The organism is uncultured Shimia sp., from assembly GCF_913054185.1.
GTDB lineage: Bacteria > Pseudomonadota > Alphaproteobacteria > Rhodobacterales > Rhodobacteraceae > Shimia.
This window is the reverse complement of sequence record NZ_CAJXIV010000015.1, coordinates 40,907-54,666: the sequence shown is the minus strand read 5'-3', so window position 1 is coordinate 54,666 and position 13,760 is coordinate 40,907. Positions and strand designations below refer to the sequence as shown.

Genomic DNA, 13,760 nt, shown 5'->3' with positions numbered 1-13,760 from the left:
TCCAACAAACCGACACTTATCCACAGACTCGGCAACAGACTCACACAAGACTCACCACGCAACACCGGAAGTGACCACGCCTTAAGACTCCTCACCACGCCAAAAACAACGTCGGTAATACGTCAGCATCGCAGCTGTTTCGCAGAGGTGCAGGTTTGGGGCAGGGAAGCTGGCCTTTCGGAAGCCCTACCCCACCGCACGCAACCGTTGCGGCTTACAAGGCTTACGCCTTCCTCAAAGACAGCAACTGCCGCGCCAAAGGCAGCAGAGCCTCTTGGGCTTCCGCGACCAACCCCTTGGCACGAGTGGTGGCAGTTGTGTGCTGCCCTGCCCTCACCCATTCTGCCATTTGACCCGCAGCTTGGCCCTCACCGGAAATGCGATGCGCCAACCCCTCACCTTCGAGCTGAAGATAATCCCGCGCAAAGTTGGCTGTGTTGGGACCACACATCACAGGACAGCCCACTACAATGGCCTCCCAAGGATTATGTCCTTCAGTGTCGCCAAAGCTGCCGCCAATCAAAGCCACCTGCGCAAGACGATACCATAGCCCCAGCTCACCAAGCGTGTCAGCCACATAAACTTGATGGCTCTTTTCCAAACGCTCCCCCAGACTGCGCTGCGCACACCGCAGTCCAGACTCCGCCAGCCCGCTACAAATCTCCGCGCCCCGCTCCGGTGCCCGCGGGGCGACAATTAACAGCGCCTCAGGATCAGATTTGAGCACCTGTTTGTGGGCGGCAGTGGCCACCGCCTCGTCCGGGGCATGGCTGGAAGCCACTACCCAGGTGTGCCGCCCCGCCAATGTGTCCCGCATCTCTGCCAAGGACACCGTATCCACGTTCAAAGGGGCGGCTGCCGGTTTTAGCGACGGCATGACCTGTGGGTCCGTTGCGCCAAGCCGTTGCAAGAACTCGGCGGAGGTTGGTTCCTGCGCCGCAACAACGGCAAACAATTGCATCAGATCCTTAAAGCCCGCGCGCAGTTTATGCCGACGCTCAAACCCGCCTTGGGTTATCCGTGCATTGATATAGGCCAGCGGAACGCCCCGGCGCGCGGAGTCCACAATGACGCCGGGCCACAGATCCTGCTCAGACCAGATCGACAGGTCCGGCTGCCAGTGATCCAGAAAACGGGCCACATAGCGGGGTCCGTCCAACGGCAAAAACTGATGTATCACCCGAGGGGGCAGGTTTGCCCCCAACACCTGAGCCGAACTGCGCGCCGTTGAGGTGACAAGAAAATGCGCCTCTGGCATCAACGCCCCCATCACACGCAGCAAAGGTCGCAAAGCCAGGACCTCGCCCAACCCCACCGCATGCAGCCAAATCAATGTGCCGTCAGGTCGCGCCATCCCCGCCTGCCCCAGTTTCTCCTGGGCGCGCGCAGGGTCATCTTTGCCCCGCGCCACACGCCGGGCCACCACAGCGCGCATGACCGGCTGCAACACTGGGCGCAGCATCAAATAGCCACGCAATTGCCAGCCAAGCGAAAGGCTTACGCGTTTGTGCTCTTTGGCCATACGTCTGCGCCTGTCCGTTGCTGAATACCTCTGCCCTTATATACACCGGCAAAAGGCCAAGGCCATGCCCTCGTAAAGCGTTGCCCCCAAACAACGCTGACGGGAAAACCCTCATTAATAAGTGGTGAAGGACTTTCTGAAACAGTGCGCCAGACGCCACTGTTTGTTGTGATGATTATACCGGATAAAAAATGCCACTGACGAACTCCCTGTGGACCCTGGCCCGCTCTTTGGCGGGACGGTCCTACCTGCCCTCCTTCATCGCTCTGGCGGTGGTGGTGTGTTTTGCCGTCTATGTGGAGCGCAACCAGACCTTTATTACCAAGCAGGAACAGCGCACGCTTGCCATCAGCGAAACCAGCCGTCTGCGAGCTCAAATCGAAGGCTATGTTAACGCAGACATTCAACTGGTGCGCGGCATGATCGCGGCTCTGTCGGCCAATTTGGATATGTCGCAAGAGGAATATAGCACGCTTGCAAGCCAAGTGATGGGCACCCATCAGGAATTTCTCAACATCGCGCTGGCCCCAGACTTGGTTGTTACTCGCGTCTATCCTTACGAACCCAACAAGGCTGCTCTGGGCCTGGACTACAACCAGAATGAAGCTCAGCGTGCCGCGGCCTACCGAGTGCGAGACAGCGGCAAGATGGTTCTAGCGGGACCAGTCAATCTGGTTCAAGGCGGCACCGGATTTATTGGTCGGTTTCCCGTTTGGGACACCCGCAACGGACAGCGTCGGTTTTGGGGCGTTGTGGCGGCGGTCATCGACGCGGATGGCCTCTATCAACAGGCAGGTTTGTTGGACGGCTCTCTTACCGTTGACGTAGCTCTGATTGGCAAAGACGGCACCGGCGCCGAAGGCGATTTGTTTTTTGGAGACCCGGCAGTCTTGGACGATTCCCCTATCCTGATGGACATCCAACTGCCAAGCGGGACTTGGCAAATGGCGGCACGCCCCCAAAACGGCTGGGCCAAAACGGCCTCCGACGTGTGGGGAACGCGGATCTTTTTTATGTTTATAGGGCTGCTCATTTTTATCCCGACATTTGCTGCTGGCCGCCTGTCTGACACGCGGCGCAGCGCCATTGACGCGTTGAAACGGCGCGAAACGGAGCTTGAGCGTCTGTCGCTTGTGGCCAAACACGCCTCAGACAGCATCATTCTCAGCACGCCTAGCGGGGAAATCCAATGGGTGAATGCTGGCTTCACGCGCATGACGGGCTACAGCTCTGAAGAAGCCGTCGGGCAACATGTTGGGGCCCTGCTCAATTCCGAAAACACAAACCCCGAAACAATCCAAGAAATGATCAATCAGCGCATCCAGGGCAACCGGTTCCATTGCCAGATCGTGAACCGGACCAAGGACGGGCGCGACATCTGGGTGGGCACCAATATCTTCCCAATCAAAGATGATGACGGCAACATCACCATGAACATCGGGATTGAGCGCGACATCACCCGCACCAAGCAATATGAAAAGGAGTTGGCAGAGGCAAAGCTGGTGGCAGAAAAAGCCGACCGCGCCAAAACCGACTTTCTGGCCAATATGAGCCATGAAATCCGCACGCCGATGAACGGCATTCTGGGCATGGCGGACCTGCTCGCGGAAAGCGGCATCTCTGGTGAGGATCGCCAATGTGTGGACACCATCCGCGACAGCGGCCATGCGCTTTTGAAAATCATCAACGACATTCTCGATTTGTCACGGCTTGAAAGTGGAAAGCTGGAAGTGTCCGAGGTGAACTTCAACTTGCGCCATTGCATCGACAGTGCCGTTGAATTGCTTCGACATAAGGCGACGCAGAAAGGCATTTCTCTCACCGTGGACTACGAAGACGATCTTCCCACTGAGGTGCGCGCAGACAATGGGCGCCTGCGACAGATCATCGTGAACCTGGTTGGCAACGCCGTGAAATTCACGTCAGAGGGCGGCGTGCGGGTGCTTGTAAAGCGCGATGAGGCGTCAGAGTATGGCATCAAGGTTGAGGTGTTTGACACTGGTATTGGCATCACAGAGGCGCAGGCAGAACACATTTTTGATCGCTTCTCTCAGGCGGACGCAGCCACCACCCGCGCCTTTGGCGGCACCGGGCTTGGCCTGACAATTTCCGCCATGCTGGCACGGCGCATGGGCGGAGACATCGCTCTGTGTACCGAATATGACGAGGGCGCCTGTTTTGTGGCAACAATTGACGCCAAACCCGCGGTGGGCCGCCCCAAGAAGGAAGCGGAGGCGCCGACGTTTGCCTCCGAACATCTTGAAGGCGCGCGTATTCTTTTGGCCGAAGACAACAAGACCAACCGCCTGTTGGTTCAAAAATACCTGGCCGCGTTTGATGTGGAACTGATTGAGGTTGAAAACGGCTTACAGGCCGTGGAATTCTGCAAAGCCTACACCCCGGATGTGGTGCTGATGGACATGTCCATGCCGGAGTTGGACGGCGTCGAAGCCACCCGCATCATCCGCTCCTTGCCGATCCCTCAACCGCCCATTGTGGCGCTGACGGCAAATGCATTTGAGAGTGATCGGGACATGTGTCTGGAGGCCGGCATGGATTTCTTCCTGTCCAAGCCGATCAACAAGGCCCACCTACTGCAGGCTCTGTCGACGCAATTGGAACACCGCAAGGCCTCCTGACCTTTTGGCACAATTGTGGGACCGGCGGCGCACAGTTTGGCGCCGCCTCCCATATTGATTAGGCAGCAGGCATCCGCTTTTCAACAATCTCGGCCCACCAGGAGCAGCCCGCCGGAATGGCGTCGTCGTTGAAGTTGTATTCCGGGTGGTGCACCATCGCGCCGTCTTCGCCGTTGCCGACCAGGATATAAGCGCCGGGGCGCTCTTCCAGCATGAAGGCAAAGTCTTCGCCGCCCATCACCAGCGGTGCTTCATCACACTGACCGGAAATCGACTTGGCCACTTCGGCGGCAAACTCGGTCTGGGTTTCGGAGTTCACCATCACTGGGTAGCCGCGGTGATATTTCACCTCGACGGTTCCGCCAAAGGTCGCGGCGATCCCGTCGCAGATCTCTTTGATGCGAGTTTCCGCCAGATCCCGCATCTCTTTGGACATGGTGCGCACGGTGCCTTTGATGTGCACCTTCTGCGGGATCACGTTGAACGCTTTAGAGGACGTCTCAAAGCTGGTCACAGACACAACAACCTGATCCACCGGATCGGCATTGCGGCTGGCAATGGTTTGCAACGCCAAAACAGCCTGCGCTGACATCACGGTGGTGTCGACCGTGTCATGTGGTTTCGCAGCGTGGCCGCCACGACCTTCAAAATGAATGTCAAACTGATCCGTAGCAGCAAAGAACGAGCCCGGACGGATTGCAAAGGTGCCCAGTGGCACGCCGGGCCAGTTGTGCATGCCATAGACTTCCTGGATGCCCCACCGGTCCATCATGCCGTCTTCACACATCTCGCGACCACCGCCGCCACCTTCTTCGGCAGGCTGGAAGATCACCACAACGGTGCCGTCAAAGTTGCGCGTTTCCGCAAGGTATTTCGCCGCACCCAGCAGCATCGCTGTGTGGCCGTCGTGTCCACAGGCGTGCATCGCGCCTGGCGTCTTGGAGGCATACTCCAGACCGGTTTGCTCGTGAATCGGCAGCGCATCCATGTCTGCGCGCAGGCCAATCACCTTGCCAGAACCTGTGTCTTTGCCTTTGATCACGCCCACAACGCCGGTGCGGCCAATGCCGGTGACAACTTCGTCCAGGCCAAACTCTTGCAGTTTCTCCGCCACAATCGCGCTGGTGCGGTGGGTTTCAAACAGGATTTCCGGGTTCTCATGCAGATCACGGCGCCAGGTGGTGATTTCATCATGCAATTCTGCAAAACGGTTCTTGGTGGGCATAGTGTTTCCTCGCTCAATAGTACGTTCTTAAACCGCTGGCATGCGGCGTTCGATCACTTCCGACAGAAAGCTGCTCCCATGCGGGATTGCCTCGTCGTTAAAGTTATATTCGGGGTGGTGCAACGCAGCGCTGTCGCCGTTGCCCACCATGATGAAAGCCCCAGGACGGGCTTGTAACATATAGGAGAAGTCCTCGCCGCCCATCTTCAACGGCGCTTCGGTACAGCTGCCCGACACGGCGGTTGCAACTTCCTCAGCAAATTCCGCCTGCTCATCCCAGTTGATCGTCGCAGGTGTGATGCGCTGGTAGTCGATCTTCGCGATCCCACCAAAGGTTGCGGCAACACCAGCCACCACCTCTTTCATACGCGCTTCAACCATATCTTGAATGTCAGGATTGAAGGTGCGCACCGTGCCTTTAAGCGTCGCGGTGTGCGGGATCACATTATAAACATCCGAGCCGGTCTGAAACGACGTCACAGACAGTACCGCGCGGTCCACGGGGTCAACATTGCGGCTGACAATCGACTGCAAGGCCAGATGGATTTGGCTGCCCATCATGGTTGGGTCGATGGTTTTGTTGGGCTGCGCCGCGTGGCCGCCTTTGCCTTCGATCTCGATGGTGAAGAAATCCACCGCTGCCAACAAAGGCCCCTTGCGTAAGGCAAACTCCCCCACCGGCAGGCCGGGGTAATTGTGCATGCCATAGACCTCTTTGATGCCAAAGCGCTCCATCATGCCATCTTCGACCATGGCCAAAGCGCCATTCCCGCCTTCTTCCGCCGGTTGGAAGATCACCGCCACCGCACCATCAAAGTTACGCGTCTCACTCAGGTACTTGGCGGCCCCCAGCAACATCGCCGTATGGCCATCATGCCCACAGGCATGCATCGCGCCTTCGTTTTGGGAGGCATAGTCCAGCCCGGTCTGCTCCGCCATCGGCAGCGCATCCATATCCGCGCGCAGGCCGATCACATTGCCTTTGGTGTCACTCTTGCCTTTGATCAGCCCCACCACACCAGTGCGGCCGATGCCAGTGACAACCTCGTCACAACCAAATTCCTTGAGCTTCTCCGCCACCAACGCGGAGGTGCGGTGTGTTTCATACAGCACCTCAGGATGCGCATGAATGTCCCGCCGCCATTCGGTGATTTCGGCGTGCAATTCCGCAAAACGGTTTTTAACCGGCATATGTCTCTCCCCTGCCCCTGCTTTAGTCTGCGTTCGGCATGCGCCGCTCGATCATTTCCACGTACCAGCTGCTGCCCAGCGGGATGGCTTCATCATTGAAGTTGTACGCCGGGTGGTGGCATTGCGCGCTGTCGCCGTTGCCCAAATGGATGTAGGCGCCGGGCCGTTCTTCCAACATGAAGGAAAAATCCTCTGCCGGCATGATTGGGTCCACTTCGGGATCGACATTTGCTTCGCCCGCAACGGCCTGCGCAGCTTCCACGGCAAACTCGGTCTCGCGATCATGGTTGACCGTTACCGGATAGCCCTCTTCCCAAGTCACTTCCGCTTTGGCGCCAAAGGCCAACGCGGTATGAGTTGCGACCTCGCGAATACGTCTCTCGGCCAATGCCCGGTTGTTGTTGTCCAACGTGCGCACCGTGCCTTTCATACGCACCGTATGCGCAATCACGTTAGACGCGCTGCTGTCGGTCTCAAGTGTGCCAACTGTCAGCACAACCCGCTCAATGGGTTTCACGTTACGCGACACAATGCTTTGCAAGGAAACCAAAATTTGCGCGGCAACCAATGTGGTGTCTACCGCCGCCGCCGGTTCTGCCGCATGGCCACCTTTGCCAGTCACCACAATTTCAAATTCATCCGCCGAGGCCATCAAGGCGCCAGGACGAATGCCAAATTCCCCCACGGGCACACCCGGTGCGTTGTGCATGCCGTAGACTTCCTGGATGTTCCAACGATCCATCATCCCATCACGGCACATCTCACGGCCACCGCCGCCACCTTCTTCGGCAGGCTGGAAAATCATCACCGCTGTGCCGTCAAAATTCCGGGTCTCCGCCAGGTACTTTGCCGCTCCCAGCAACATCGCGGTGTGTCCGTCATGGCCACAAGCGTGCATCTTGCCGTCCACTTTGGAGGCATAGTCCAATCCGGTTGCCTCATGGATCGGCAGCGCGTCCATGTCTGCGCGCAGCCCAATCACACGTCCCTTGGTGTCTGTTTTGCCTTTGATCACCGCCACAACGCCGGTCTGACCAATGCCCGGCGTGATCTCGTCCACGCCAAATTCCTTGAGGCGGTCTTGCACAAAATCTGCGGTCTCATGCACATCAAACATCAGCTCAGGGTTCTCATGCAGGTGGCGCCGCCAACCGGTGATCTCATCGTGCATCTGCGCAATACGATTGCGGATAGGCATGGGCACTTCCTCCAAAATAACATGATTTGCTGATCGCTCGGCGAGACTGAACCAATGTTCAATGACTGGCAAGAGCCGCCGCGAAAATAATTCACTTATCAAGCAAACCTTCGCCTACCCATGCGTCAACATGAGTCAGCGTGACACGCCTCTGAACGCTCGCTCCTCTTGCCACAAACCGATAGAGTTCAAGTATGCGAACTTGGATACGCCACCGGGCGACGATTCTGATCCTCTTCTTCATTATGCTCATCGCCGTGGCCAGCGGCGTCTGGCGCTATGGCTATGTCCAGGCGCTGGATCAATTGGCACGCCGAGGCGAAGCAGATCTCGCGCTGGCAGCTGACCGGCTCACCGCACAATTGCAGCGCTATCAAGAGCTTGCGGTACTGATGGCGGAACACCCCACCCTGCTGGCGTTGAGCAAAGATCAGACCAACGCCCAGCCCAGCGCCGTTTTACTGCTGGAAGTGGCCGACAAAACCGCAGCGCTTGATCTGATCTATGCCAGTGCAGATGGCACCATCCTCGCAACGGCGCAAGAAGACGCTGTGCCTTCGCAAAACCTCACTGGCACGCCGTATTTCACCCGCGCCTTGCACGGCGCCATCGGCACTCATCACGCGGTCGACGCGCGCTTCAACCAACGTGCCTTCTACTTTTCAGCCCCCAGCTTTGGAGCGGACGGCAAAGTGACCGCAGTGCTGACAGTTGTGGTGGACATGGCCGATGTGGAAGGCAACTGGCGCGGCGACGGCCCAGCTGTGTATTTTGTGGACGACGACAAAGAGGTCTTCATCACCAACCGCTCCGAACTTCTGTTCTGGAAACGGCCGAAGGGCAGCACGGGCCTCGCGCCACCAAACACATCAACGCCAGCATTCTCCAGCCGCATCACCGCAGGCTATGAAATCTGGCAAATGGATTGGGGGCCCTACATCCCGGAACGCGGCCTGCACATTGTCAAAGACCTGCCCATCATCGACCTTGTCGCCGAGGCCATTGTCGACGTCAGCTTCGCCCGCCGCATCGCAGGTCTTCAGGCTGGTGCCATCGCGGCTGTGGTCATGGTGTTTGGCCTGATCCTGCTGCAAGTGTTGGAACGCCGCCGCGTGTTGGCCCAAGCCAACGCTGAACTGGAAGAGCGCGTGACCATCCGCACCAAGGCGCTCTCTTCCACCAACGAAGCCCTGCGCCGCGAAATCACCGAGCGCGAGGAGGCTGAGGCCGCGCTGAAAAAAGCCCAAGCTGATCTGGTGCAAGCTGGCAAACTCTCTGCCCTTGGTCAAATGAGTGCTGGCATCAGCCATGAGCTCAACCAACCTTTGCAGGCCATTCAGACCTTTGCTGACAACGGTACGCGGTTCCTAGACCGCGACAACACCGAAAAAGCCGGCGAAAACCTGACCCGCATCTCACAAATGGCCACCCGCATGGCCCGCATCATCAAAAACCTACGTGCCTTTGCCCGCAACGAAAACGAACCCATGGGCCGCGTTGATCTGGTCGCCACCATCAGCCAAGCTGTCGAGCTCACCGAACTGCGCCTCAACCAAGACAACATCAGCCTGAGCTGGGCGGCGCACTCGTACAACCACCCAATCTACGCTTTGGGCGGCGAAGTGCGTCTCGCCCAAGTCTTTGTGAACCTGATCAACAACGCCGCTGACGCCATGTCCGACAGTAACGAGCGCCAGATTGACATCTCCATCGTGACAGCCCCACGCCTCCGTGTGAACATCCGCGACACTGGCCCCGGCATCGACGCGCCGGACAAAATCTTTGACCCGTTTTACACCACCAAAGAGGTTGGCAGTCCTGAGGGCATGGGCCTCGGCCTCTCGATCAGCTATGGCCTTGTACAAAGTTTTGGCGGCAATATCCGCGGACACAACCTGCCCACAGGTGGTGCGCTGTTCACCGTCGAGCTGGACCAATGGCAAGAGGAGAGCCCCACATGACAGCTCCTGTTCTGGTGGTTGATGATGACCCCATTGTGCGCGAAGCCCTGACCCAGACGCTGGAGCTCGAAGAGTTTCCGGTGATCTCCGCAGGTTCTTTTGTTGAGGCCAAGGACCACATCACCCCCGCATTTGCCGGCGTGATCCTCTCAGACATGCGCATGCCGGGCCGAGACGGGTTTCACCTTCTGCAATTCACCCGCGACACCGACGCCGAACTGCCGGTGATCCTGCTCACCGGTGAGGGCGATATCCCTATGGCCGTGCGCGCCATGACACAGGGGGCTTTTGGTTTCTTAGAAAAGCCCTGCGCCCCGGCCGAACTCATTGCTGTGATTGACCGCGCCCAAAAGGCCCGCGCCATGGCTTTGGAAAACCGCCACCTCAAGGCCCAGCTGGAAACCGGCGACGCCGCCGCCCGCATCCTCTACGGCACCTCGCCGCAAGCCGAAGCCCTGCGCCACCGCGCCCGCTCTGTTGCCCGCATCAACGCTGAGGTTCTGATCTCTGGCCCGCCCGGTGCAGGCATCTCCAAAGTGGCCGAAGTCATTCACCTCTGCGGCGCGCGCCCCGAAGGCCCCTTTGCCAAACACACGGCTGCGGGCATGGACCCCACCGCCTTTGCCGCCGCCATAGACGACACTCACGGCGGCAGTCTTTTCCTTGACGAAGTACAATCCATGCCGATGCAGACCCAGTTTGCCCTGCTCACTTTGCTGGAAACCGGCGAGCATCCGAGACTGATCTTTGGCAGTGCTGCGCCGCTGGATGATGCGGTGCAATCCGGCGCTCTGCACGCCGATCTCTACTACCGCCTCGAAGCGCTGCAAGTCCGCATTCCGGGCCTGTCTGAGCGCCCCGAAGACATCCCCGTGCTGTTCCGCCACTACGTCGCCCAAGCCGCCGAACAGGCCGGTCTCGACGCGCCCGAAATCACGTCTGACGTGATATCCTCCCTGATGGCCCAAGAGTGGCCCGGCAACGCCCGCGCCCTGATGAGCGCCGCCATGCGATTCGCCCTGGGCTTGCCCGGCGAGGAAACCCAATCCGCTGGCCTCGGCCTTGCGGAACAGATGGCGCAGGTCGAACGCTCCCTTCTTGCGGAAGCTTTGCGCAAACATCAAGGTCGGGCAGCTGCAGCGGCAGAGGCCATGAGGCTGCCGCGCAAAACCATGTATGACAAACTGGCCAAATACGGCCTCAAGCCCGAAAACTTTCGATGACCGCCACCGACGCCCCATCACACGCCCCGGCCCCCGAGCACCTGACCCGTCGCGCCGGATGGCGGGCCATTGCCGCTATGTTTGCCATCAATGGCTCTATCTTTGGCCTCTGGGCCAGCCGCATCCCGGCGTTCAAAGCCACACACAATCTCAACCACGCCGAACTTGGCGGTTTGCTGCTCCTGCTCGCAGCTGGTGCAATTTGTGCCTTCCCCTTGGCGGGCCGCCTCTCAGATCATTTTGGCGCCGCCCGCGTGACCAAGGCTTTTGTCTTTGCGAATTTGGCCTTGGCGTTAGCGCTCGCACTCACGCCCAACGTCTGGGTGCTTGGCGCGGTGCTGTTTCTGTTTGGCGCGGCGCACGGCGGCATGGATGTGACCATGAATGCCTGGGGCGCAGAGGTTGAACGCTGGGCCAAACGCCCGCAAATGTCGTCTTACCACGCCATGTGGAGCCTTGGAGCAGGCATCGGCGCCGCCTCCGGCTTTGCCGCGATCAGCCTCAACGCCGCGCCCCTGACGCACTATGCCATTGTCGGCATCCCCTTGACCGCGCTGCTGTTTTGGCTCGGCAACATCCAATGGACCTCCCCTGTCAACCGCGACAGCAAAGCGCCGATTTTCTCGATCCCCAAAGGCCAGTTGGCGCTGGTGGGGCTGCTCGCGTTTGGCGCCTCGATGGGCGAAGGCGCCATGGCGGACTGGAGCGCGGTTTATCTTGTCGACATTGGTGGCGCGCCGGAAAACTGGGCCGCGATGGGCTACGCGATTTTCTCCGTGACCATGGTGATCATGCGCCTCCTAGGCGACTGGATCACCCACCACACCTCGCCCCACTTGGCCGCCCGCGTGAGCGGGTTTGTCGCCGCGACCGGCGCAACCCTCACTGTGTTGTTCCCGGCGCCGCCGGTGATGCTGGTGGGGTTTGTGATGATGGGCATCGGCTACGCCCTGATCTTTCCATTGGCCTTCAGCCGCGCGGCCAACGACCCGCATGAAAGCCCCGGCAAAGCCCTCGCAGGCACAGCCACCTTCGGCTATGGCGGCATGCTTCTGGGTCCGCCACTGATTGGGTTTATCGCCAACGCCACGTCGTTGCGCGTGTCCTTTGGGGTACTGGCTGTGCTGGCATTAATGATTGCGCTGCTGAGTGGAGCGTTGAGGCGCGACCCCTAGCCCTCTTCAAACACATCGGACCATGTTCCACAAAAATGAGGCCCACAAAAGCGGGCCCCAAAAGGCTGTGACTAAAAGATGTCTTAACCTTCAACCGGCGCAAAATGCGCCCGGAAGAAGCGCAGACAATCCGGCTCATAGGTGAACTTGAGACCGCGAATGTCTGCCGCGCCCTGCATCACCCGCTGCACACTTTCCGCGACCACATCCATATGCGCCTGCGTGTATACCCGACGCGGCAAGGTCAGGCGCACCAACTCAAGTTTAGGCATGAAGTTCTCACCGGTGTCTTTGTCTCGTCCCGCCGACACCACACCGCGTTCCATCACCCGCACACCCGCATCAATGTAGAGCGCTGCGGCCAGCGCCTGCGCCGGGAACTGCTCTTGTGGAATGTTCGGAAGAATGGCTTTGGCGTCGAGATAAATCGCATGCCCACCAATGGGTTGCACAATCGGCACGCCCATCTCCATCAACCGGTTGCCAAGGTATTCCACCTGCCCAACACGTGCGCTGATGTGATCATCCTGGACACTTTCGGTGATGCCAATCGCCAAGGCTTCCATGTCCCGCCCAGCCATGCCGCCGTAGGTGTGCAGCCCTTCATAGACCACCACAAGGTTACAGGCTTTCTCATAGATATCGGGATCGTTCATCGCCAGGAAGCCGCCGATGTTCACCAATGCGTCTTTCTTAGAAGACATGGTGGCCGCGTCGGTCAGCGCGCACAGCTCATGCACAATCTCACGCACGGTCTTGTCCGCAAAGCCGTCCTCGCGCTGCTGGATGAAATAGGCGTTTTCCGCCACCCGCGTCATGTCATGCACCAACAGCGTATCAGTGCGATCACACCACGCCCGCAGCTCGCGCAGGTTGGCCATCGAAATCGGCTGCCCACCCGCCATGTTCACGCAGGTTGCAATACAGATGTAAGGGATCTTCTCCGCCCCAACCTGCGCCACCAGCGCGTCCAGCTTGGCCAAGTCAACATTGCCTTTAAACGGGTGTGTCGAGGCCGGATCATGCGCCTCGTCGATGATCACATCGACAAAACTTGCGCCCGCAAGCTCTTGGTGCAGACGTGTGGTGGTGAAATACATGTTGCCCGGCACATAATCCCCATCAGAGATCAGGATTTGCGACAGAATGTTTTCCGCGCCACGGCCTTGGTGTGTCGGCACGGTGTATTTGTACGAGTAATAGCTCTCGATGGTGTCCCGCATGCGATAGAAGTTGGCGCTGCCCGCATAAGCTTCATCGCCAAGCATCATGCCCGCCCATTGACGATCCGACATCGCGCCACAGCCAGAGTCTGTCAGCAGGTCAATATAGACGTCTTCGGATTTGAGCAGGAACGTGTTGTAGCCGGCTTCGGCGATGGCCGCACGGCGCTCATCCTCGGTGGTCATCTTCAGCGGCTCGACCATTTTGATTTTATACGGTTCGGCCCAGGTTCTGGTGGATGTGGTCATTTTTTGACTCCTTGTTCAAACGACACATAAGTGAGTTTTCACGCGGAGCCTTTGAGAGGTACGCCACGGAAAACCCGTGGCATTTCATCCCTCCCACCAGACAAGATCGCCTGATCAAAGTGGCCGAGAATGAGGCTATCGCAGCTCTTGCAAA

General features: G+C 58.8%; 9 protein-coding genes. 4 read left to right on the top strand and 5 right to left on the bottom strand.

The window, feature by feature from the left end:
- Nucleotides 1-223: 223 nt before the first annotated feature.
- The gene (locus QZ517_RS05500; protein ID WP_294223380.1) at nucleotides 224-1,522 is read right to left on the bottom strand and encodes a glycosyltransferase N-terminal domain-containing protein; all 1,299 of its coding nucleotides are present in this window, start codon (nucleotides 1,520-1,522) and stop codon (nucleotides 224-226) included.
- A gap of 191 nt (nucleotides 1,523-1,713) precedes the next feature.
- On the opposite strand from QZ517_RS05500, the gene QZ517_RS05495 reads away from it, so the two are divergent.
- Nucleotides 1,714-4,161 (top strand): response regulator, encoded by a 2,448-nt coding sequence (locus QZ517_RS05495; RefSeq protein WP_294223377.1) that lies wholly within the window; start codon nucleotides 1,714-1,716, stop codon nucleotides 4,159-4,161.
- Between the two features lie 58 nt (nucleotides 4,162-4,219).
- Here QZ517_RS05495 and QZ517_RS05490 read toward each other — a convergent pair whose 3' ends face one another.
- From QZ517_RS05490 to QZ517_RS05480, 3 genes are read right to left on the bottom strand one after another with little or no spacing between them, the layout of a single operon-like run.
- Nucleotides 4,220-5,386 (bottom strand): M20 aminoacylase family protein, encoded by a 1,167-nt coding sequence (locus tag QZ517_RS05490; protein ID WP_294223375.1) that lies wholly within the window; start codon nucleotides 5,384-5,386, stop codon nucleotides 4,220-4,222.
- Between the two features lie 27 nt (nucleotides 5,387-5,413).
- The gene (locus QZ517_RS05485; protein ID WP_294223372.1) at nucleotides 5,414-6,577 is read right to left on the bottom strand and encodes a M20 aminoacylase family protein; all 1,164 of its coding nucleotides are present in this window, start codon (nucleotides 6,575-6,577) and stop codon (nucleotides 5,414-5,416) included.
- A 22-nt stretch (nucleotides 6,578-6,599) separates the two neighbouring features.
- The gene (locus QZ517_RS05480) at nucleotides 6,600-7,775 is read right to left on the bottom strand and encodes a M20 aminoacylase family protein (RefSeq protein ID WP_294223369.1); all 1,176 of its coding nucleotides are present in this window, start codon (nucleotides 7,773-7,775) and stop codon (nucleotides 6,600-6,602) included.
- Between the two features lie 194 nt (nucleotides 7,776-7,969).
- On the opposite strand from QZ517_RS05480, the gene QZ517_RS05475 reads away from it, so the two are divergent.
- Genes QZ517_RS05475 through QZ517_RS05465 form a run of 3 tightly spaced genes read left to right on the top strand, consistent with a single transcriptional unit; the run spans nucleotide 7,970 to nucleotide 12,134 of the window.
- The gene (locus QZ517_RS05475) at nucleotides 7,970-9,736 is read left to right on the top strand and encodes an ATP-binding protein (RefSeq protein WP_294223365.1); all 1,767 of its coding nucleotides are present in this window, start codon (nucleotides 7,970-7,972) and stop codon (nucleotides 9,734-9,736) included.
- On the top strand, nucleotides 9,733-10,959 hold the full coding sequence (locus QZ517_RS05470) for a sigma-54 dependent transcriptional regulator (protein ID WP_294223362.1): 1,227 nt from the start codon (nucleotides 9,733-9,735) through the stop codon (nucleotides 10,957-10,959). The genes QZ517_RS05475 and QZ517_RS05470 overlap by 4 nt, the downstream gene beginning before the upstream one ends.
- A complete protein-coding gene (locus QZ517_RS05465; RefSeq protein WP_294223359.1) occupies nucleotides 10,956-12,134 on the top strand; it encodes an MFS transporter in 1,179 nt (392 codons plus the stop codon). Before QZ517_RS05470 ends, QZ517_RS05465 begins: the two co-directional genes overlap by 4 nt.
- An 83-nt stretch (nucleotides 12,135-12,217) precedes the next feature.
- Here QZ517_RS05465 and QZ517_RS05460 read toward each other — a convergent pair whose 3' ends face one another.
- The gene (locus QZ517_RS05460) at nucleotides 12,218-13,606 is read right to left on the bottom strand and encodes a tyrosine phenol-lyase (protein ID WP_294223355.1); all 1,389 of its coding nucleotides are present in this window, start codon (nucleotides 13,604-13,606) and stop codon (nucleotides 12,218-12,220) included.
- Between the last annotated feature and the right edge of the window lie 154 nt (nucleotides 13,607-13,760).